Annotated in this window: 17 protein-coding genes and 1 riboswitch; of the genes, 6 read left to right on the top strand and 11 right to left on the bottom strand. The window is 36.0% G+C overall.

Features of this window, described 5'->3' with window-relative positions; genetic code table 11:
- Positions 1 to 226 precede the first annotated feature (226 nt).
- The 6 genes from I2483_RS10035 to I2483_RS10010 all read right to left on the bottom strand — a co-directional run bounded on the left by I2483_RS10035 (position 227) and on the right by I2483_RS10010 (position 6,069).
- Positions 227 to 1,975 (bottom strand): sensor histidine kinase, encoded by a 1,749-nt coding sequence (locus I2483_RS10035; RefSeq protein ID WP_207175611.1) that lies wholly within the window; start codon positions 1,973 to 1,975, stop codon positions 227 to 229.
- Positions 1,972 to 2,739, bottom strand: coding sequence for a response regulator transcription factor (locus I2483_RS10030; RefSeq protein WP_207175610.1), 768 nt, complete (start codon positions 2,737 to 2,739; stop codon positions 1,972 to 1,974). Before I2483_RS10030 ends, I2483_RS10035 begins: the two co-directional genes overlap by 4 nt.
- Before the next feature lie 48 nt (positions 2,740 to 2,787).
- The gene (msrB, locus tag I2483_RS10025) at positions 2,788 to 3,912 is read right to left on the bottom strand and encodes a peptide-methionine (R)-S-oxide reductase MsrB (RefSeq protein WP_207175609.1); all 1,125 of its coding nucleotides are present in this window, start codon (positions 3,910 to 3,912) and stop codon (positions 2,788 to 2,790) included.
- A 29-nt stretch (positions 3,913 to 3,941) separates the two neighbouring features.
- On the bottom strand, positions 3,942 to 4,448 hold the full coding sequence (locus I2483_RS10020) for a TlpA family protein disulfide reductase (protein ID WP_346267719.1): 507 nt from the start codon (positions 4,446 to 4,448) through the stop codon (positions 3,942 to 3,944).
- Between the two features lie 15 nt (positions 4,449 to 4,463).
- Positions 4,464 to 5,186: a cytochrome c biogenesis CcdA family protein gene (locus tag I2483_RS10015; protein WP_207175607.1), complete on the bottom strand. Its 723-nt coding sequence runs from the start codon at positions 5,184 to 5,186 to the stop codon at positions 4,464 to 4,466.
- A 496-nt stretch (positions 5,187 to 5,682) separates the two neighbouring features.
- Entirely contained in the window at positions 5,683 to 6,069 is a 387-nt protein-coding gene (locus I2483_RS10010; RefSeq protein WP_207175606.1) for an OsmC family protein, read from the bottom strand.
- A gap of 423 nt (positions 6,070 to 6,492) precedes the next feature.
- On the opposite strand from I2483_RS10010, the gene I2483_RS10005 reads away from it, so the two are divergent.
- Positions 6,493 to 8,667 carry a transglycosylase domain-containing protein gene (locus I2483_RS10005; RefSeq protein ID WP_207175679.1) on the top strand — a complete coding sequence of 725 codons (2,175 nt, stop codon included), beginning with the start codon at positions 6,493 to 6,495 and terminating at the stop codon, positions 8,665 to 8,667.
- Positions 8,668 to 8,754: 87 nt separating this feature from the next.
- Here I2483_RS10005 and I2483_RS10000 read toward each other — a convergent pair whose 3' ends face one another.
- The 3 genes from I2483_RS10000 to I2483_RS09990 form a co-directional block, all read right to left on the bottom strand.
- Positions 8,755 to 9,579 (bottom strand): aldo/keto reductase, encoded by an 825-nt coding sequence (locus I2483_RS10000; RefSeq protein WP_207175605.1) that lies wholly within the window; start codon positions 9,577 to 9,579, stop codon positions 8,755 to 8,757.
- Positions 9,580 to 9,722: 143 nt separating this feature from the next.
- A complete protein-coding gene (locus I2483_RS09995; RefSeq protein ID WP_207175604.1) occupies positions 9,723 to 10,088 on the bottom strand; it encodes an SLAP domain-containing protein in 366 nt (121 codons plus the stop codon).
- Positions 10,089 to 10,418: 330 nt separating this feature from the next.
- Positions 10,419 to 10,565 carry a hypothetical protein gene (locus I2483_RS09990; RefSeq protein ID WP_207175603.1) on the bottom strand — a complete coding sequence of 49 codons (147 nt, stop codon included), beginning with the start codon at positions 10,563 to 10,565 and terminating at the stop codon, positions 10,419 to 10,421.
- Between the two features lie 307 nt (positions 10,566 to 10,872).
- Between I2483_RS09990 and I2483_RS09985 the strand changes: the two genes are divergently transcribed.
- The 4 genes from I2483_RS09985 to I2483_RS09970 all read left to right on the top strand — a co-directional run bounded on the left by I2483_RS09985 (position 10,873) and on the right by I2483_RS09970 (position 18,039).
- The gene (locus I2483_RS09985) at positions 10,873 to 12,732 is read left to right on the top strand and encodes a DUF2075 domain-containing protein (protein WP_207175602.1); all 1,860 of its coding nucleotides are present in this window, start codon (positions 10,873 to 10,875) and stop codon (positions 12,730 to 12,732) included.
- Positions 12,733 to 13,087: 355 nt separating this feature from the next.
- On the top strand, positions 13,088 to 14,176 hold the full coding sequence (locus I2483_RS09980; protein WP_207175601.1) for a hypothetical protein: 1,089 nt from the start codon (positions 13,088 to 13,090) through the stop codon (positions 14,174 to 14,176).
- A gap of 13 nt (positions 14,177 to 14,189) precedes the next feature.
- Positions 14,190 to 16,217, top strand: coding sequence for an McrB family protein (locus I2483_RS09975; RefSeq protein WP_207175600.1), 2,028 nt, complete (start codon positions 14,190 to 14,192; stop codon positions 16,215 to 16,217).
- Positions 16,201 to 18,039 carry a DUF2357 domain-containing protein gene (locus I2483_RS09970; protein WP_207175599.1) on the top strand — a complete coding sequence of 613 codons (1,839 nt, stop codon included), beginning with the start codon at positions 16,201 to 16,203 and terminating at the stop codon, positions 18,037 to 18,039. Before I2483_RS09975 ends, I2483_RS09970 begins: the two co-directional genes overlap by 17 nt.
- 551 nt (positions 18,040 to 18,590) lie before the next feature.
- Here the strand turns inward: I2483_RS09970 and I2483_RS09965 are convergent.
- Both I2483_RS09965 and I2483_RS09960 read right to left on the bottom strand, forming a co-directional pair.
- Positions 18,591 to 19,340, bottom strand: coding sequence for a response regulator transcription factor (locus tag I2483_RS09965; RefSeq protein ID WP_207175598.1), 750 nt, complete (start codon positions 19,338 to 19,340; stop codon positions 18,591 to 18,593).
- Positions 19,325 to 21,091, bottom strand: coding sequence for a sensor histidine kinase (locus tag I2483_RS09960; protein ID WP_207175597.1), 1,767 nt, complete (start codon positions 21,089 to 21,091; stop codon positions 19,325 to 19,327). The genes I2483_RS09965 and I2483_RS09960 overlap by 16 nt, the downstream gene beginning before the upstream one ends.
- A 363-nt stretch (positions 21,092 to 21,454) precedes the next feature.
- A riboswitch (purine riboswitch) is annotated at positions 21,455 to 21,554 on the top strand.
- Between the two features lie 53 nt (positions 21,555 to 21,607).
- On the opposite strand from I2483_RS09960, the gene I2483_RS09955 reads away from it, so the two are divergent.
- Positions 21,608 to 22,771 (top strand): MFS transporter, encoded by a 1,164-nt coding sequence (locus tag I2483_RS09955; RefSeq protein WP_207175596.1) that lies wholly within the window; start codon positions 21,608 to 21,610, stop codon positions 22,769 to 22,771.
- Positions 22,772 to 23,398: the final 627 nt, after the last annotated feature.

Here is a 23,398-nt window from a genome sequence, read left to right as displayed (position 1 = left end):
CAGATAGTTTATCTGTTAGCGGTGTATTTTTAGTTCCTCGAATAATGTCAACTCTGCCTGTGCACTACACAATGCCAAAAGAATTAAAAATGCAATCTGTTTGCAGAGTAAATCTGATTGTTGGAACAAACGTGATATTTTTGTGAAGGGGCATGTGACTAGCCCAACTATTCACGTTTTTCGCCGTCATGTAATCATTGATAAAAGGACTTTTATATAAGAGCCTTCAAACATTCAACTTCCCGCAATTCTGGGGGATTTTAATTGTTACAGTCGTTCCACTTCCGACAATTGAATCGATTGTTATACCATACGCTTCTCCATAGTAGAGCTTGATGCGCTCATCAACATTTTTAATACCGACTCCGCCAAGTTTAGCGACATTGTTTGAAACATTCTGGTCAATTTGCGTCAAGTCGAAGCCTTCTCCGTTGTCTTTTACAATTAGAAGAATATCACCAGCGCTTTCTTCGGCCCGAATCTCAATATGACCTTGACGTGCGATACCACGTATGCCATGATACAATGCATTTTCAACGATGGGTTGTACTAAAATCTTCGGCATTTGCATCTGCACTAATGCATCATCACAGACAATATCATAGGCCAACTGATCCCCATAGCGCTCTTGTTGTATAAAGAGGTATTGGCGTACATGATCGAGTTCATTTTCTACAGTTGTCAGTTCCTTGCCACCACTAAGTGACAAGCGGAAAAATTGTGCAAGTGCCTTCGTGATTTCAATGACCTTTTCACTATTATTAAACTCAGCCATCCATACAATTGTATCGAGCGTGTTGTATAAAAAGTGCGGATTGATTTGGCTATGTAGTACATTAATTTCAGAAGATCTAAGATGCTTTTCTTTCTCCGTAATTTCCTGCATGAGCTTTTCAATTTTTTGAATCATAAGATTGAAATGTCTTGCTAAACTTTGTGCTTCATAACAACCTTTGTCGTCAATTGGCACTTCTGATAAACCATTCTCAATTTCTTGCATCGCTTTTTCTAATTTTTGAAAAGGTGCAGTTATTCTCCCTGCAAATAAGCCGACACTTATAGCTGCGATGATTTGAAGGACGATTCCTACCAATAAAAAGATTTCTAGAAGTTGTTTTTTTATAGCAAGTAGACCATCTTGAGAAGACACACCGACAAGCAGCCAATCCGCATTTTTGAGAGGATAGGTATGTGTGAGTGTGTTTTGCTTCGTGTCATAACTGTCTTTATTTGCAACAATATTTCGAAGTGTGTTTTGTTTCGCCACGTCTCTAAAGTAAACAGGGTCCTTATGGTAAACGACCTCGGAATTGTCATTGATAATAAAAGAGAAACCGGTTTTACCTAAATCCAAATTTGCTAAGTAATCGTCAATTACCTTATATTCGATATCAATCAGCAACACACCAATATTTTCGCCTTGTGTGTTCTTAATCTCGCGGCTGATGGAGATTACCCAACTGTCTTTGTCCATAGAAAACTTCTGCATTCTCGCAGACGTAAGTACAGGCATGCTTCCACTATGGATCGCGGAGATATACCATTGTTCCTTCATCATATCACTGGACATGCTCATGTTTAAGTTACGTTCATTCGAAAGGATTTGCCCATCCTTACTGACGATAATGACCGATTTAATGAAGGAGTCTGAAGCAATTGTTGTGTCAATACTCGTGTATATATCTTTCTTTGCTAAAGGATCACGCTTTGTGTTGGATAAATAGCTAACAAGTTGTGGATTTTCAGAGAGTAAGCTTGAAACAGCTTTTAAACGATCAATATATAAGTCAATATACATCCCACTTTTATCAACAGCCGTCTCCGTTGTAGTTACAGCCTCTTTTAATACAACTGATGAAATACTCGCATAGAGGATGAATCCCATCAGTAAGAGGGTGAGTGCACTCGCCATTAAATAATGGAGGGCAATTTGCACGCGAAGTTTTTTCATCATTTTAGATGTAAATCGCTTCATTCTTTTGCCTTTTCCTTAAACTGATTTGGAGAAAAATGAAATCTCCTTTTGAAGGTTGCACTGAAATAGTTAGGATCGTCGAAGCCTACTGCATCAGCAATTTCATATACTTTCATCTCTGTACTGAGCAATAATATTTTAGCGCGATCCAGTCGAATGGAAAGCATATGATCTTGGAATGTAGTGCCATATAGCGACTTAAATAGCGTGCTTAGGTAGGATGTGCTTAGGGACATTTGTTTCGCCAAATAGGTTAAAGAGAACTCGTTATTTGAGATGTTTAGAGCTATTTCATTTTGGATTTTAGATTTGTAGCCCGTATCTTCAGAAGAAATCGAGTTGCTGATAATATCCTTTACAAGTCGCGAAACCTCTGAAGTACTTTGGTCATTATTAAGCTTTTCAATGAGCTTTTTTAATGTTTCTTGAATGTCTTTTCTGGATACGGGTTTTAATACATAGTCGTCGATGCCATTCTTTAAAGCCGTTAACGCATAGTCAAAATAATCATAGCCGGTTACGAGTGCTATTTTCACATCCGGTTTAATGGCTTTTGCAGCTATGGCAAAATCAAGTCCGTTCATTTTAGGCATATTAATATCAGCTAAAACAAGATCAGGTAGATGCTCCTTAAAGCTTTCAAGCGCCATTTCTCCATTGGATGCTTCGTAGACAGCTGAAATCGAAAGTGCTTCAAAATCGACAAAGGAGCGAATGCCTTTAATAATGATAGGTTCATCATCGACTACTAATAATGTGTACATGGCTGTCTCCTTTCTATCTAAATGACTAAAAAGGGGGCAAGAACCCCCTTATTTTGTACTGTTTTTAAGATAGCCGTAACCAGCTGCTTCCATTTCTGCTTGTGGAATGAAAGCTATCGCAGCACTGTTAATGCAATAGCGTAATCCGCCTCTGTCTTTTGGTCCATCGTCAAAAACATGCCCTAAATGGCTATTTCCTGAGCGACTTCTTACCTCAATTCTAATCATATTAAAGCTTTTATCTTCCAGTTCAACGACTACATCCGGGTCAATTGGTTTTGTAAAACTTGGCCAACCACAGCCAGAATCATATTTGTCGGATGATGAAAAAAGAGGTTCACCAGTTGCAATATCAACATATAGTCCAGGTTCATAATTGTCCCAGAAGTCATTGGAGAAAGCCATTTCTGTTCCATTACCTTGGGTCACTTTATACTGAATGTCAGTCAACTTTTCTTTAAGTTCCTTATCGCTCGGTTTAGGGTATAACGCGGGATCAATGAGGCTAGGTATTTCCTGATCTTCAAGCGAATCGAATTCGATATGGCAATAACCGTCTGGATTTTTCTCCAGATAATCTTGATGATAATCCTCCGCAAGTGTATAGGATAGTAATGATTCAACTTCAGTCACAATGGGGTCATCATATTTTTTCTGTTCTTTTGCGACTACTTGATCAATTATACCTTTATCTGAGGCTTTTTTATAATAAACGCCCGTACGGTATTGTTCTCCGCGATCATTTCCTTGTCGATTTAAGACAGTCGGGTCAATCACTTGGAAATAGTGTGTTAACAGTTTTTCCAAATCAACGCGCTCCGGGTCGTAACGTACATGGACTGTTTCAGCATATCCCGTGTCTCCCTTAATTACCTTTTCATAGGTAGGGCCTTCTGTATGGCCGTTTGCGTAACCAGAAGTAACGTCAGCTACACCATACACCCGTGCCATATAGGCTTCAACTCCCCAAAAGCAACCGCCTGCAAGCCAAATTTCCTCTAATTTATCGGGATCATATGTCACTTGTAAATTTGGGTTTTCAGGATACTTGGAAGCCGCTCCAGTTTGATTAGGTGAAGTATCTGTAACGCTTTTTAACGTTGCGTTCGATGTCGAACAACCCGCAAGTAGAAGCAGTAGTCCTAGTAATCCGCCGATAAGTTTAAATTTCATTGTTCTTCAAGCCCCCTTCGTTAGTGGTATTATTTTAATTGAGTTCTGATTTGTTCGTTGCTTAAATGTCCAGGTTGCGTTTTGATCAATTCACCGTCTGCATTAATGAAGACAGAAGTAGGGTAACCCCGTACCTGATAGTGTTTGGCTATGGAGCCACCCTCATCTAAAAGAACAGGTATAGAAGAGACATTTTCAACGCCTTTGAACCATTTAATAAAGGCATCACTGTTCTTTTCATTGTTAAAACCGGGTGAAACAATTGTAAGAACGACAAAGTCCTTCTCTTCCGCAGCTAGCGTATTTATTTCTTCTAGGCCCGATAAGCAGATTGAACACCAAGAAGCCCAGAATTTAATATATACTTTTTTGCCCGCATAATCCGAGAGATTGTGCGGATTTCCATCTACATCCACTAAGTCAAAAGTTGGTGCTTGCTTTTCATTGTTTGTTTGCTTAGTAGTTTGATCCTTATCGCCAGAGCATGCTGTCATTAAAAAGACGAGAGCAAGAAGAATAGGTATTTTTTTCAACACAATTAAACGCCTCCTTTACTGTGGTATTAAAGATACGAATAGATTTAAGTTGTTCGTCATCAAAATAATGCCCATGATGACAATAATGACACCGCCAATAAAGCGTATTTTACGCATATGCTTGTTGATTTTCTTTACTTGTCTTAATAATAAATCTGAGAAAATAGAAAGCAGTAAAAAGGGGATTAATAAACCAAGTGCATAAAATGACATGAGCATAGCACCATATAGTGCATGACCTTCACTTGCCGATAATCCTAATACTGCGCCAAGGATTGGGCCGATACAAGGGGTCCATCCAAAACTGAATGTAAAGCCGAGTAAATAGGTTCCTAGTATATCTCGCTTGCCACTTCTTTTAAGTTCAACCTTTTTTTGTCGGTTTAATAGAGAGAGGTTAAATAACCCCATTTGGTGTAATCCAAGCACCACCACGATAGCCCCGCAAAAGCCGATAAACCAATCTGTATTAATGAAAGAGCCAAGAGCCCCAGCACCAAATCCTAAGATGACAAAGCTTGTGGATAGTCCGAAAACAAAAATAATTGTTTTGAAAATTAAACGCGGGTTTACTTGCCATTTACCGAGTGTTTTCAAAGATTGCCGATCTTGTGTGCCATTTTCATCCGTTGAAAGGATGGATATATAAACAGGCAGTAGGGGAAGGATGCATGGTGAAAAAAAGGAGAGCATCCCAGCAATGAAAACTGTGCTGATTAAGATTTGTTCGCTAATCATAGGTGTAGAGCACCGCCTTTCATCTGTATAGGTTTATTGTAGTGTGAATGGTCTAGGAAAGACATAGATTTAGTTTATACAAATCTTAGATATGGTTTGGTGTTTTGGGGATATGTATATGGAAAGGGATACTGCGTAAAATTCGAGAAGGAAATGGTGGATAGATGGAACAATTTAATGTTGGATTGCAAAAAAATGTGTGGTGCACAGGCAACCGGGACTCGAAAAGGCAATCGACTTACAAGAAATGATTCAAGAGTTTAAGGTGTAACGCTATAAAAAGGTACCCATTTATCCATCTCATGCGAAGTGAAATACTTCATTAGATGATTGATATATGGGTACCTTATTTAAATGGTAAGAAAGTGTGGGTTTTTTGACTTGAAACATAGAAGTCATTCGATCCAAAAGCGCAACTATACAAGTAGTGGGCATGTGCTGATCAAGTAATTAACTCATTACTATTGGTTAATCAACAGACGTAACATACTACACCTCAAGCTATAATTTCATACGTTTCAACCAGTTCAATTGAATCGATGACGGATTGGGCCATGGAACAGTTCTTCTTGGTCAACTCGAATACTTTATCCATTTTTGACTCATCGATATGTTGACCTTTAATGATAAAATGAAGATGGATTTTTTCAACTCTGTTGGCAATCTCCGGATTACGAAGTACTTCTTTCACTTCAATTGTTACATTTTCAGCGGGCATGCGCATTTTTTCTAGTATATTTCGTAATACACCACCACTACATACCGCAACAGAAGAAACCAGAAGTTGGTATGGCCTAAACCCATACTCCTCATTACCTGAAATGGTTAGTTGACCAAATGCCGTCGTAGTCTCAAAACCGTTTTCCGTCATTTCGAATTTCATAAATCTTCCCCCTCTTTACGATAGAATTATATAGGACTTCCGGCAATAAAGCGTGAAAAACGTTTATACCTTTTCATTACGCACCTTAAATTTGAAGTACCTATGCTATGCATTGAGGTATAGTGAATGTTTAAACAAACAGGATTGTTCGTTTTGCAGGTACAAAAATTTGATTTATATGCAACCGACTACCTTTATAGGGTAGTTATTTTTTTGTGTCGTACTATTGTTTCATCATGGAAGTAGGGTACAAGCATTGCGAGAAAGTAGCACCTGACACCAAATGCGACAATGACACTATTGATATCGGATTGGCGTTAGTTTAGTGTTGAATGTTAGGCATGCATTCCCAAAAATTATTTGTAACGCATAGTTTCATAATTTCATTGCAACAACATAGAAGGTGGTATTCGTTTGAGCAGAATGGAACGTAGGAAACAACAGACTCGATTAAGCAGCAGTAAAGAACGGTTTAAATCAAAAAAACGCATCAATAGACTAGTAGTAGTCTTCCTAGGTATTATCTTGTTTGGGCTATTGGTATTTTCTATTTTAATAGCGTTTAGCGATGTCAGTAAATTGGATATAGTAGAACCAAGACCTACATTTATTTATGATATAAATGGCGAGGTAGCTAGTAAAGTTTCTAACTCGAAAATTGAAGGAGTTAGTCTGGATCAAATTCCAACAGAACTCATTGAAGCTTTTGTTGCTACAGAAGACCAACGTTTTTATAAGCATAGCGGAATTAATTACTTTGGTATTACCAAAGCACTTATGAAAAATCTTGTAAAAGGTAAAGTTGTTGCTGGCGGTAGTACAATTACGCAACAGCTTTCGAAAAATGTATTTTTAACAGAGGAACGCACGTATACACGTAAATTCAAAGAACTTATATTCACAAAGAAAATCGAAAGAAAGTACTCAAAAGATGAAATCATGGAACGTTATTTAAACCAAATCTATTTTGGTGAAGGCGCATGGGGGATTCAACGAGCAGCACACGTCTATTTTGGTAAAGATGTTAGTGAATTAACATTAAACGAATCAGCTACACTAGCGGGACTAGTCAAGGCTCCGTCTAACTTATCACCTTATAAAAGCATGGAAAAAGCGGTTGAACGAAGAAATATCGTGCTGTCATTAATGAAGAGCGAAGGCTATATCAATCAAAAGGATCTTGAAAAAACAATAGTTCAACCCATTGCGTTAACGGATAAAGAGACCATCGATTATAAAGGGAAATATCCGTATTATGTGGACTATCTAATCGAGGAAGCAGTAAATAAGTACGGATTAACTGAGAGTGAAGTGTTATCTGGCGGATTTCACATTTATACGGAACTAAACCCTGTTATTCAGGACGCTACGGAAGAAGTTTATCAGAATGAAAGCAACTTTCCAGTTAGCAAGCCCGATCAACTAATTCAAAGTGGATCCGTATTTCTTAATCCTAAAACGGGTGGGATTAGCGCGTTAGTGGGAGGAAGAGGCGACTATACGTACAAACGTTTTAATAATGCGACAAATTTAGTAAGGCAACCGGGGTCAGCATTAAAACCACTTGCTGTTTATACGTCTGCATTGGAGCAGGGGTATGACTTTGACGATATGCTGGTTGATGAACCAATCAATATAGATGGCTATCAACCACAAAATATTGATAAACGATACCGCGGCCAAGTGACACTGTATGATGCGCTAATTAACTCGTACAACATACCTCCAGTTTGGTTATTAAATGAAATCGGAATTGAACAAGGTTTTAGCACAGTTGAACGGTTTGGTATTCCTTTAGAAAAAGAAGATCATAATCTCGGGCTAGCACTTGGTGGTTTACACCAAGGAACGTCTCCTTTGTTAATGGCGCAAGCTTTTTCCGTATATCCGAACGATGGAATAATGATGCAAGCTCATGCTATTTCAGAAATAAAGGATGCAGGAGGAATTGTAGTTGGGAAGTGGAGTGAAAAGTCTGCTCAAGTTACAGAACCGGAAATTGCTCAAAAGATGACGTATATGCTAAAAGGGGTTGTGGATAACGGAACAGCTAAGAATGCACAGATAGCCGGGATAGACGTTGCTGGGAAAACCGGTACTACACAATTGCCTTTCCCTGGCGTAGCTGGCTCAAAAGATCACTGGTTTGTTGGATACACACCAGATATCGTTGGTGCGATTTGGTTAGGTTACGATAAAACCGATCAAGACCATTACTTGACAGCAACAAGTGGTGTCACAGTGACAACTATCTTCCAACAAATAGTAACTAAATCCATGAGCGAATTGCCTAACAAGGAATTTAATTTACCATTAGTTGAAAAGAAGAAAAAGAAACGAAGTGGAATGATAGACAACGGGCAGAAGATAGATAAAGAAAAGAAAAAGGATAAAGAGGACAAGAAAGATAAGAGGAAAGACAGAGAGAAAGAGAACAAAAAGGATAAAGAGGATAAGAAAGATAAGAGGAAAGACAGAGAGAAAGAAAACAAAAAGGATAAGGAGGATAAGAGAGATAAGGAGAAAAACTTGGACAAAGGTAAAGACAAAGACAAAGACAAAGACAAAGACAAAGACAAAGACAAAGACAAAGACTAAGATCCTCATTGAATCATGAAGGTTAAAATAATCCCTCATTTTCTATTCCGAGAAAATGAGGGATTATTTTATTTTCGGTGTCTGCAATTAACGCATGTCAAATTGGCTAGGTACTGCATTATGGCGCTCGTTGCGTTCAAGTGTCGCAATCTTATCTAAATCCGCGTCACTTAATTCAAAATCAAATACGTTTATGTTTTCGTCCATTCGTGAAGGTGTCACTGTCTTAGGAATGGCAACGACATCTGTTTGAAGATGCCAACGCAGAATGACTTGGGCTGGTGTTTTACCATATTGATTTGCAATTTCCTGAATTACTGGATCTTGTAAAACCTTGGTGCCGTTCATTAATGGGCTGTATGCTTCGAAAAGAATGCCATGTTCTTTACAAAACGCCTTGAGTTCTGTTTGCTGTAGATAGGGGTGGCACTCCACTTGGTTCACGGACGGCATTACTTCACATTCATTTATGATCCGTTGTAAATGCTCGATATCAAAGTTACAGACGCCAATAGCCTTTGCTCGGCCTTCTTTATAAATTGTTTCTAATGCCTTGTACGTGTCTACATACGTATCAAACATTGGTGTTGGCCAATGGATTAAATAAAGATCAACATAATCGAGACCAAGTTTTTCGAGACTTTCATCGAATGCTTTTAGTGTATTTTCATAGCCTTGATCGGCATTCCAAAGTTTGGTTGTGATGAATAGATCCTCTCGTGGCACAGTGCTAGCTGCAAGTGCTTTACCGACACCAACTTCATTTCGATAAATTTTTGCAGTATCAATCAAACGATAGCCAGCTTCTAGAGCTTGTTCCACTGCATTTTTTGCTTCGTCATCAGGGATTTTCCACACTCCGAAGCCGAGTTGTGGGATATCAAGTCCATTGTTAAGTGTTTTAAATTGCATAAAATCGCTTCCTTTCTTTGCTATTCTATTAGTCTATCATAGGGTTTCAGAAAATTGAATTTTTTTATGGTGTGCTTTATTTTTAGTCGTGGTTGGTCCTTCTGGTTAATGGGGGAGATACATTTTCACCAAACTCTTTTTCCCTAATTCCAGATTGTATATTGCGGACAACTAGTTGTTTCATTCGTTTTTGAAAATATAAACGTCCATGGCATGGAGGTATTTCTGGCAATTTCACAAGGTAAGCTAAACATTGCATTGGCCAGTTGGTTGCCTTGTTCATAGTAGGCAATGGTTGTATTTTGTAAGCGGAAGTTTACTTCCTCAAAATTGTGAATGAGTACAGTAATAAGCTGTTCACCTTTATAATTGCGGGCATTCCATAAAAATGAAAAATGGACGCCGCTTTGCAGTTGTTTTGTTTGTTGTTGGAAATGATTCATCATTTTTTTGCGATCAGCAGGGGCAATTGCTCGGTCCCATGCAGGTTCAAAATAGAGCTTTTGCATCGTCATTGCACCCACATTCAGTTAGTTTTCGCTCCACACATCATTGGAAATTTGATGAACGAGCAATAATTTGTTCCGCAATGATTTTCTTGAAAAGGCCTTATTTCTTTTTCTATCTCATCGTCTACTGTGAAACTTTTAATGTATTTATAATAGCATAATTGTCTGTAACCAAATGACTTTATTACATTGAAATCTCCATTACAAAAGTGAGGGTAATTAAATGCCACTACGGTGTATCCTTTTTCGAATGTATTGTTTATATGAAGGGTTAAAGTGGCGTTCGTCTAGGCTAAAGACGGATGTCGTGCTGCCGTCAATAAACACTCGCTAGTAGGTAGAATTGTGTTTGTTCATCATTTTATAAGGGAGGATAAGTGATGAATTTATTGATAAAAGAGTTGCCGCAACAAGTGCTTCCGTCGCCAGCGATGCAAGTGGGATATCAGGTCCGTGGTTAAGTGTTTTAAATTGCATAAAATCGCTTCTGATCTTTGCCATTCTATTAGTCTGTTATATTGGTTTGTGAAAATTTGGTTTTTTGGTGGTGTGCTTGAAATCAAAGGCGAATAATCTATATGAAATCTGATAAGGGAATACATCAAGTGTAAACTAAACCGGAAAAAAGAATTATTTGAGTATTCTTGTAGGTTGGATTGGTAACTGTGGTAAAATTATGTAAAATGAGACTAGTTACTAATGAACTAAGTCAATTGTATTGGATAGCACTATATTGTATATGAAAATTGCGGTAAAAAGTTCTTGTGAAAAGGGGCGGATTAAATTGATTATCTATAACGAACCATCGTCTCGTTTTTTAGAACATATTCTAGATAATGAAATTGGCTATGTACTACAGGAGAACGTAAAGCATCTTATGAATAAATCCATTTCTGCCAGTGAATTAAGGTCATGGGAAAATTCACTTCCACAAATGGCTAGAGTGCTAAGGGATGCAAACGTGAAAGACGATACGCATATATTACTTGAGTACAAGTTGCCATCTACTGAAAAAAGGATTGATTTTCTAATCGCTGGCCATGACAAAAAGGGGCAGAAAAATGCAGTTATTGTGGAATTAAAGCAATGGCAGAAAGCAAAGGTAGAAAAAGGAGATGGTATTGTAAGAACCTTCTTAGGGGGGAGGGAGAGGGAAACAGTTCACCCATCCTATCAAGCGCGTTCCTACAAAAGATATCTCCAAAGCTTCAATGAAGCTTTCTATCAGGATTCATCAATTAATCTTACATCCTGTGCCTATTTGCATAATTATATCCCAGCACGGAACAATGAACCCTTACTTGATCCGCGCTATTTGAACTACATAGAAGACACTCCGATTTACTTTCAGTTTAACGATCGTGAACTGGCGGCGAAACTAAAAAATGATGTATCAGAAGGCAATGGTTTTGAAATTGCCAAAAGTATCGAAGAGGGTAAAATTCGTCCTTCAAAAAAACTAGTCGAAACAGTGAATTCTCTATTTCAGGGGAATGAGGAATTCATTCTATTGGATGAACAAAAAGTAGCTTATGAGAAAGTTGTGACTCTATATGAGGAAGTAATAAGTGCATCAGCAGCAAAACATACTATTTTAATCAAGGGCGGCCCTGGAACGGGGAAATCAGTAATTGGGTTGAACCTTATGAATTATTTGCTTACAAAGGAATCCTCCATAGAATACATCACACCCAATCAAGCTTTTAGGGAAATACTGCGAAAGAAATTAATAGGATCTAGTGGATTTGTAGAAATTCGAGATTTGTTTAAAGGTTCCGCTTCCTATGTAGATACACCTTCTAATTATTTCGATGTTTTAGTCTGTGACGAAGCACATCGGCTAAAGAATCAGGGACATATGAAGAGGAAAATCGAAGGCGAGAACCAAGCCACACAAATTATCCGCGCAAGTAAACTAAGTGTATTTTTCGTGGATGACAACCAAGTCATCTCCAATAAAGACATTGGCAATTTCAATTTAATAAAAGAAGAAGCAAAAAAACAAAACTCGAAGGTTCATGTTGTTGAACTAGACTCACAATTCCGCTGCTCCGGCTCAGGAAACTATATAGAATGGTTAGATCATTTATTAAATGAAAAAGAAATGCTTACAAATTTAGAAGGAGACTATGATTTTCAAGTTGTAGATACACCGCAAGAATTAATTCAGAAAGTAGTAAATGAAAGAAATGGCCGAGTGATGGCAGGATATGCATGGGATTGGGATAAGACATCTCTTGACGGAGTATTACCAAATGATGTCGTAATTGAAGACATGGACTTTGCGATGCCTTGGAATGATCCTAATCGTATCGATTGGGCCATTCACCCAGACTGTTCTTATCAAATCGGATGCATTCATACCGTACAAGGACTTGAAATGGAATACGCAGGTGTAATTATCGGAAATGACTTAGGCTATGATCCTGAGACCCAGTCACTTGTTGTGAGAAGAGAGTATTTCAAAGATAAAGGTGCAAGACCCGCAAAACCTAAAAAGGGACAAGCTGATTTGTTGGATAGATTGGTGAGGAATACGTATAAGACACTGATGACGCGGGGGATGAAGGGGTGTTATGTGTATTGTTGTGATAGGGAGTTGGGGGAGTATATTAGGGGTAGGATGAAGAAGGTACTTTTATAAGTCATTATCGAGGTCAATGCATCATTTCGCGGGTTTTTAATTTATGTGGATGCACATAGTTATATTACTATATCAGACACATATAAAAAGCTAGGAAAATAACTTTAAGGATTGCTGGATAGAATGAATGACATCGGGTACTAGAACCTGGCTGTATTATATAATCAATGAAACAATTCAAGAATATATATTCAGTATTATTAATTAATCTTTAAATAATTAAATGATTATACTGGTCATTAGTGAACTTTTACCTATACTAACAAGTTATTTTCTGTAAAATGGTATAATAGTCTTTGGTTAGCTAAAAGCACCAATGATAATACAGGATTAATTTGATGAGGGGGAAGAAGAATTGGCAAAAAAAATAGCTATGGATGTCTGGAAGTTTCTAAGTAGAGAATTAACTTATGAGCAAAAAAAAGAGATGATTTTGAAAAAAAACATACAAATTGGTAGCTTGAGGACACAATCATTGTCAAATGATTCAAAGTTAAAAATGGCTATATCGATGTTTGACTCGGAACTTTCCAAATCTAAGGTACAAAAGTCAATGCTATCCTATTATGTTGGATCAATTGTCCCAGATGTACAGAAAGATTTGGATGAGAAAGCGATACATATAAATGAGCTAATTGAAATGGATATCTCAAAAATTGTAGAGATTATTCAAGAACGAGGCCATTTTTATGTTCTAATCGCTTTAATTAAATCTGGGCAAGTAGAAAAGGTTAATCAACTGATAAAAGAAATTGTAATGAATAAAGAAAAATTTAAAGAACAGGAATCATCTGAGACATTATTAATTGAAGAACAATTAAATTCTGCTTTAATGAAAGTAACTGAATTAAATAAATCAATAGAATTGCTAAATGTTTCAGAGAAAAAGGTGAAAAAAGCGCATAAGGCTCTGGAAATGAAATATAGTGAAATGCTTGAGAAAAAAAATAAAGAAATTAAGAAATTTGAAAATAAACTAGAAGAACTAATAATTGAAAATAACAATTTAACTTTATATTCTAATACTCTCTTGGAAGAAAGCAAAGTTCATTTCGAGGTTTATGGGAATTTGGAAGAAGAAACTATTAAGATGAAAAAACGTAACCATGAATTAGAACTAGAATACTCTTATAGAAAAAGTGAAGAAGAAATGAAAGATGATCATTATTTAGTAATAGAAAAAGAAAAGACTATTAACAATAATAAAAAAAGAATATTAGTATTTGGAGATGTCCCCATTATTATTCAGAGAAATGCGCAATATGATATTTCAATTTTTGATGGAGATTGCCAAAATTATAATTTCGAAGGTAACTATGATGAACACTGGTATATTGAGGATAAACTTACAGCTAAAGAAAAACAGCAACTAACTAAAAATAAAAAATTCTCAACCATTAATTGGAATAAAACATCATATAAAAAAACACTAGTAATTCAATAAAAGGAGAATGACTATGAGCAATATTACAGAAGTAAAATCATTGGTATATGGTAATTATTACATTGGGAGATTAGCTACCCTAAATGAAATGTCAAGCGGACAAGATCCAATCTTTGAAACCAATAATAGATTTAAGGTTAATATAAAAATACTATCAGAGATTCCAAGTGAATTAGTTTCAGAACTTTCCCCTCAAAATAATATTGTAAAGGCCCTTGAACATAGACTAAGACCTGAATATAGTTTTGATGCTCAATCAAGTTTCTCTAATTTATCAAAAGTCCAGAAAAGGAAGGAATTACAAAATGATTTAAATGGATCACTTGTTATATTCAAATTACAGTTCAGAGATGGTTACTATAATCTAATAAGTGCTTCTTTCAAAGCGAAAAATAAAGTGTTCTCAGATACCGATCGATTTGATACCATTCCGTATTTTAAAGTAACAGATGTAGACCATTTTATTGAGCAACTAAAAATAGGTAGTAAGATTTCTGAAATTAGAAGTTTAATCCAAAATAAGTCGTTTGATGAGGGGATGCTTGATAAAAACCACATTCCACCTTATCTAATTATAGAAGGGAATGATGAAGAGGTTTATGCCTTCGGTCCTTTAAATAATATACAATATGATCAAGAGGGAATTTCTTTGATTTTCTCAAAAGAGGCACATAAAATTATTATCAATGATGAAGATTTCTTATTAGACAACTATAGCAATATAGATGAATTGATATCGGATTCCACTAAAATCACTTGCTACTTTGTTTCTACGCATTCTTCGAATCAAATTCGCGAAACATTAAAGAAAAATGAAAAAAAAATAGCGGATGATAAGAAAAAAGAAGAACCAATCATTGTTGAAGATATTAAAGAAACAGATAGTTTGAATACTGAAAAGACACAAGGCGAACAAATTGAACAAAAAATACTAAAGCGATTTGGAAAGAGTGCAGAGGGTAATGGGCTCTATTATACGGACCAAGACCTTTATAACTTTCATACCGCTATGAAGACTGGGAACTTAGTAATCTTGGCTGGTATGAGTGGGACAGGTAAATCGAAAATTGTGAACTGTTACGCTGAAGCACTTGGTTTAGAAGAGCATGGTAATCTAATTAAGATACCCGTACGACCGTTCTGGCAGGATGATAGTGATTTGTTAGGTTACCTAGATGTACTCAATAATATATATCGCCCTGGTGATTCTGGATTAATCGATTTCTTAGTAAAAGCAGATATGGCTGAAAATAAAGATAAGCTATTCCTTGTTTGTTTCGATGAAATGAACCTAGCACGTGTAGAACATTACTTTTCTCAGTTTCTATCTATATTAGAGGAAACTGGAGAAAACCAAAGAAAGATACGTCTTTATAACAAGGATTATCAGAATCGCCTTTATAACAGTCATAAATACAACGATACGCTAAAAATTGGTGAAAATGTATTGTTTGTCGGCACCGTGAATTTGGATGAGTCTACCCATCAGTTTTCTGATAAAGTCCTTGATAGAGCCAATGTCATTCAACTGGAGCTTCGTAAATTTAAAGAAGTTGCTCGAGCTGCTAAAGAGTTTGATGTGACGAAAAGTATTGGTACCGCTGTTTTTACAAAAGACCAGTATTTTGCAACTAGACCAATTACGATGGAAGATACGACATTTCAATTAGTGGATGAAGAATTAGATTTTTTATGGAAAATACATGAAGCTTTAAAAACAAGTAATGACAAACTCGGTGTCGGTTTCCGTATTGTGCGTCAAATTGATCATTACCTACAATGTCTCCCTCAAAGTGAAGTTTTATCTAGGAAAACCGCTTTTGATTTACAGATATTACAACGAATTTTAACAAAAATACGGGGTGGTGAAGAGCAACTTGCACTATTGGTGGGTAGATATGATAAGGTATCAGATGAAATAATAGGAAGCCAACTTATTAATCTTTTTGATGAATACAAGGAGTTATCTATTTTTACAGAATCGAGAAATAAAGTAACTTCATTAGCGAAGGAATTGGTGATATATGGTCATACCCTTTAAATTTATCATTGAGGAAAAATTAAAGAAACCGTATGGGAAAGATGAAGAGATAATTAATGATTATTCAGGTTGTTTTAGTGAGGACCCTTACTTTGAATCATTGACAAAAGATAAAATGATTTCTATTACTGAAAATAGGGATATAAAAATGATCTTTTCGGGAAATAACTTAGGAGCAAGGCTATATATAGATACTTTGGATTATTATCAGGGAGCAATTTGTAAAGAGGATGAGGAAGGAAATATTTTTATAGAAGAATCAGAAGATCCGATACAACTCTTCAAGAATTCATTTGACAGGGAGAATATCACCAGTTATTACCCTTTTATTCCAGGTACTTATCGTATATATGTCTTATGCGGTGAAAAGAAGTATTATGCATACTTGAATGTCGAACCAAAACAGGTTAGTAAACAGGAACTTAGTATTATGAAGAGTGAATTGGAAGAAATGATCGAAAATCTAGCTCATGTGCTAGTTAGCAATGCATCAGCGGCCCAAGATAAATCAAATTTAGATAACAATGCTTCTATCGCTAATCAAATGTTATTGCTTTCTCAAAACTACGATAAATTAGTTGTATTAATTGACCAAATTAAAAATTCTCCACGATCCAAACTAAAGAAAATATATTACTTAGAAGAAGCTTCGAAAGTGCGGATAATTGACCATGAAACAATAAAGCATAGACTGAAATATCCTGATGTGCAAAAAAGAATGTTTGTGCCAGAGAGAATTGTTTCTCACGATTTACCTGAAAATCAAACAATCGTTCAGTCAATAAAATATTTATTGAAAATTAGCCGGTTGTCTATTGATTATCTTAATAAAGTAGAGCCTATGATAGAAAAAGAAAAGCAAGAATTAATGGGGAAGAGCGGTAATCCTAATCATTTTTATAGTGGACGTCAGGAGTCTGATAATCTTGTGAAACGGCACTCGGAACAGTTAGATTGGATTAAACAACAGAGAATTATAATGACCAAACTCACGAATGCTTTTGTTCTATTTTTAAGGTCGGATTGGATAACCGAAATAAAGGTGCGTCCTAATCATTCTCCGGGATTACACCTAGATGCTCGTTACCGTACCTTATATCAGTTATCTAGAGAATTAAAAAATATGAAAAAGAAAATCCAGCTTGATTCAAACTATGCCTATGCTTGGAAAAGGACAGACAAAATATATGAGATGTGGTGTTTTATTCGAATAATAAAGGCCCTTCAAACAAATAAATTGGGGTTTAAACCTATTTCTGGTTGGATTTATGGTAACAGTGAAATGTTGGAAAGTTGGAAAGTTCCAATGCTCGAAGAGGGAACAAAGATTACATTCCAAAATGATGAAAATAGAATAATCCAATTAGTTTATGATCAGGCAATACCAAACAAATGGATGAATACTAGTTTTGACAACCCCGTATATACAGAGTTTCCAAACAATCGTCCTGATGCTAGATTAGATTATTATGTTAATGGTATTTATGAGGCTAGTTTTGTTATGGATTTTAAGTATCGCCCTGCCAGTGCTATCGGTACTGTTAGTGAATACAGTAAGAATGGCTATGCATATAAGCAACTCCTCCATTACAGTAAATTTGACAGTACTTTTGTAGGGGAAACTAAGGACTATGCTCCGAGTAAAAGGAAATCTAGGGCAGCTAACCCTGTGCCCGAAGTATGGGTTTTATACCCAGTAGCTGAATCTAAAAATACAAGTGTAACACGAGAAAATCAGTGGCTTACAAAAGTACCATATAGTCCTAACGAGAGTTTAGAAAAGATTGAAAATCTGATTATTTCAGGAATAGACAATCTATAAAAATCACTTGAATTTTCGGTATCTGTGCAAGAAACAGTCATGATAGTGTTAGGTACCTGTGGGCGGCACTATTTAGTAAATAAAACACAATTCTATAATAATACAAAGTAAATCAATACCTATGCGATTTTTCATTACTTTTCGTATAATTAATCCGATATGTGAATTGTTCATCTTTGTGTTTGACAGGTACCTCTTTTTAAGTGAAAAATGTTGTCAGAAGTATCCATTAGTCGGTATATTACTTCGCTTGTTTTGGCAGTTCGAGGAAGTTCTTCGATCAGAAGATTAAGTGCTGTTACATAGATGGATTTCAGAGATCGCAGCCCTTGAATTAAATGAATTGACTAGTTTTTATCAATGGTATAAAAAAGGATATAGTTGCGGTTGAAAATGCAAGTATGTTTCCCTATATAAACGGATTAGCTGAAGGCAGCATAAATAAGTTGAAAATCATCAAACGTATCATGCATGGCAGAAACAGTTTTGACTCCTACCGAAAAAACTAGTATAAGTTGAATACCACAAATTCACCTAACGTTGGAAAGAACCTATTTTACACTAATTTTTCTACGATATTCTGAAGGTGTAATCCCAAAATTTTTTTTGAAAACTTTTGTAAAATGCTTAGAGTCAGTGTACCCAATCAGCTCAGAAACTTTATAGACCATCAACGATGGATTATTTAATAAATCACAGGCTTTTTCTAACCTTACTGTTGTTAAATAAGTCATGAATGTCTCACCTGATATAGACTTGAAAATTTGGCCAAAATAATGCTCAGTTAAGTGAAATTTATTGGCAACCTCGATTAAAGTAATCGGATTCATATAATTGGAGTTAATGTATGATTTTGCACTTAAAATTAACCTATCTTGTTGTGAAGTTAACCCGCTTTCAACTTTTTGAGGAACTGTTTCAACTGATAAACTTATTTTCTTCTGCACTTTGTTAACTATTTCAAACAACTCACTTACAGCAATTGGTTTTAAAACATACCCTTGAACATTATATTTAATGGCGTTTTGCGCATATGAAAAGTCTTCATAACCGCTCATTATTATCACATTAATAGTTGGCATGTTTTCATGAAGATATTTTGCTAAAGAGATCCCATCCATATGAGGCATCCGAATATCGGTTAAAATAAAATCAATATTTTCCTTGTCAAGCCAATAAAGCGCTTCTTTACCATTACCTGCAGTTCCTACAACATCTATGTTATAATCAATCCATTCATCCATCGCTTTTAGACTCTCTGCAATAAGCCAGTCGTCATCTACAATTAACATTTTATACATTCTTTATCACCATCCATAATAGGTATTTTAATTTTAACTGTTGTACCTTCATTGACTGTGCTATTTATATAGATACCAAACTCACTACCAAATCGAGATGAAATTCTAGTTTGTACATTATATAGACCAACTTTGTTCTTATACTTTGTCAAATTCGAAGATTTAAATTTTAACCTGTATCGAATTTGATTAAGAGTTGCTCGATCAATGCCTTTCCCATTGTCCCTAATCTGGAATAAGATATGATCATCATTCAGTTTTCCATTAATATCAATATTTCCGCTTGATTGAAGTGGATCAATTCCATGTATAATTGCATTTTCGACAATCGGCTGCAATATCCATTTAATCGTTAAAAGGCTTCCAATGCCAGGATCAATAGAAATGTGATAATGAAGAGGTTCACGCATCCTAATTTTTTGGATTTCTAAATAACCCTCAATATAGGCGATTTCTTGATTGATTGTAACTTCTTCGTCAAATGTGCTAATGCTTAATCTAAGTAGTCTTCCCAATAGAACGATTAAATGGCTAATTTCATATTCTTTTTTCATACGCGCTAAAGAATTAATAGATTCTAACGTGTTGTATATAAAATGAGGATTTATTTGAAGTTGTAAAGCAGTAACTTCAGCTTCCTTTTTCAGTTTTGTTTCTTGTACAACTGAGTCTATAAGTTCTTTAATTTTGAAAAGCATATGATTAAATCCCCGGGCCAAATCGCCTATTTCATCTTTGGAATTGGTAATGAATTCTTGATTGAAGACGCCATTTTCTACTTCTATCATTTTTTTGCGCATTTTATTAATAGGTAATGAGATTTTATGGGAAATAAATAATGAAGCGAAAATACAAACGAGTATACTAGTAAAGACAATAATTATAGTGATTATTTTTGTATCTAATATGGATTTATAAAAGACATCAGCGTCAAAATACTCTACAATGGTCCAATTGGTTAAAGAATGTGTTCGTTTAAAGACAATAAACTTTTTACCTACATTATTAGTAACTTCTGAACCCGTTTGATGTTCGTTTAGCATTTTGCTTGAAAAACCAAGTGATGATTTAGGCGGTAAAACTATGTCACCATTTTCGTAGATAAAAGTCCCTGAGAAATCACTTCCATCTGTGTTTTCACCTAAAAAGTCAGCAATTAAAGAGGCATCAAAATCAATAATAATATAATTAAATAAATTTAATTTATAATCCCAAACTTTGTGGATATAAGAGTGCACATTTAATTCTTTATCAAAATTACTGTATTCACGGGTATGTGGTTTTGTAATTTTTGCACTTGTATAGTCATCAAAAGATTGAAACCAATCAGTATTATAAATATCTTTTGCGGAAAAATCGCTATTAAATGAATAGTCATAAGAATATATAAATCCTTGTTCGTTAATCATCGTGATTCCAACAGCTTCTGGTAGTGCAGTCTCAATACTTTTGAGTAAATTATCGAGATCTATAAATAATTGTTGATGGGCGGTTAAACTTTTATTTTCACTAAAAGTAGAAAAGTGTGTATTAGTATTAATCGCATAGTCCATTCTTACAAGAATATTATGTAGATTATTTAGACTTACTTCTTTTTGTTCTAATATATAATTTGCGTGAAAGTTTAATTTCTCTGTTAAACTTTGTGATGCTTTATTATAAGTTAACCATCCAACTGTAGTAACCGGAATAACTGAGACTAATAGAAGACCTATTAATAGTTTGAAGAATAAAGAATGAATCCACCTCATTTACCCACCTCTTTTATGGTATTATACATCAAAACGCTTACATGATTCACTTTTCTGATAATATTCCTTACTTTTAGACAATAATATAGAACGATTTTTCGTGGACCATAGGACGTTAAAACAATGGTTAGATTTCATTCTCCCTCAACTGAAGCCAAGCCGGCCAGAAATTATCCATCTTTAGCGTAAATTAGCATTTTAGGATTACAAAAAATATTATTAAGGTAGATAATTAATTCGCACATATCAATTAAATAGGCGCTAAAGCTGTATTATTCGTTCGTAAAATGTACAGTTTCATAGAAAATTTGCCATCCACACCTTGCCAATCGATTCACTACATGATAAATTAAGAAGTAGAAAATTTCATTATAATAATCGTCATGTATAACCCCGATAATATGGATCGGGGGTCTCTACCAGGAACCGTCAAATCCTGATTACAAAAGTACTTTTTGTAATCGGGATTTTTCTATATAAAAAATGGGCTAACCCCCTGTTATAGGAGGAGATATTTTGGATGTTCGTGTATTATTATTAGCCATATCAGCTATTACAGTAGGATTGGTAGAATTAGTGGTAGGGGGAATTTTGCCGGTCATTGCAGACGACTTAAACGTTTCAATCGGAACCGCGGGACAACTTATTACGATTTTCGCACTCGTTTTTGCAATAGCTGGGCCAGTTTTATTAACTATTACAGCAACAGTAGAACGAAAAAAGCTGTTCCTAATTACCTTGTCTGTATTTTTTATCGGCAACGTGTTCACCTATTTCAGCCCTACATTCACCCATATGATGGCAGCACGCGTATTGACTGCTGCAAGTGCTGCCTTGGTGATCGTTCTTTCATTAACCATTACTGCACGGATTTCAAAGCCTGCATACCGGGCAAAAGCACTTGGTTATATCTATATGGGCATTAGTTCATCACTTGTTCTTGGTGTGCCAATTGGTATTATCGTCACAGATGCGTTCGGCTGGCGTTCCGTCTTTCTAGGCATCGGCATTTTAACAGTTGGCTCGATTGTGCTAATCGCTAGATATCTAGAACAAATCCCGACTGGAGAAGTACAACCTCTTTCTGCCCAATTAAAAGCGTTTACGAACAAGAAAGTTTTCTTTGCCCATTTAGCAACGATGTTCATGCTTGCTGGACATTATACGGTATACGCTTATTTCACACCTTTCCTAGAAACGACAATGCAACTAACTCCATACTGGATTAGTATTTGCTACTTCTTATTTGGAATCGCAGCAATGAGCGGAGGGGCCTTCGGTGGCGGACTCGCTACAAGTATTGGTTCCACCAAAAGTATTTTAATTATCTTAGGTGCTTTCGCGGTCAGTTTGTTCATGCTTCCCTACTCAACGTTCTCACTCCCAATTTTCATCATCTCCATGATGATTTGGGGCGCACTTAGTTGGGCACTTGCACCCGCGCAACAAGAATACATTATTCAAAGCGATCCAGTTTCATCTGATATTCACCAAAGTTTCAACAACTCAGCTTTACAAGTCGGGATTGCACTCGGCTCAGGAGTAGGCGGAATGGTCTATAGTCAAACTGGAAGCGTCACTAGTATGCCCGCAGTTGGTGGTATAGTTGTCCTGATCGGTTTCATCTGTGCAGCGATTTCCCTTTCAATGCCTGCAAAGAAAAAAACACAACTCATTTAAAATCAATATATATAAGTTGAAGTAGAGATCCTAAACATGCGGAGGCCTTGAACAAAACGTTGATTTTCGTTCCGAGCGGACAGTGCGGAATGTTACAGTTCGATCTTTCCCTGACGCTTTCCGCGGGCTTGGCTTCAGCCAGTCGCACAACGAAGAGTGCGATTTGTATAATTTTGTGTTCTTTGCAAAATTATACAGGTTGTAAAAGCGATGCTTATAACGCTTCGCTTTTATTCGCAAAAGCCGTTCTTCATAACGACTTTCGCTGAGCTCAGTGCGGGGTCTTCAGCTCAAGCTTTTCCCGCTGGTTTCGAAGCTCTCCACTACCATCAACTAGTTATCGTATTTATTAGTTCAACATATATAGTTACAAAAACTAGTATAAATACCAAAAAGAGTCCAATTCACTTTTGAATAGGATTCTTTTTTATGCCTATATAGCAACCTTTGCAGCTAAAACAAGACAGTTTTAGAAATGTTATTGACGGGTCAAATTACGGAACTAAAATTTGGAGATAGAGTGACCTCATAATGGAGATAGGGCACCATTGTAAACGCTATACTAAAATGGACAATTACTGCTAAATAAGATTGAACACTTTCACCCAACAAATACCCCTCACCCGT

The organism is Sporosarcina sp. E16_3 (assembly GCF_017347125.1).
Taxonomy (GTDB): domain Bacteria; phylum Bacillota; class Bacilli; order Bacillales_A; family Planococcaceae; genus Sporosarcina.
The sequence above is the reverse complement of the archived record's forward strand: the minus strand, read 5'-3'. Positions and strand labels throughout refer to the sequence as shown.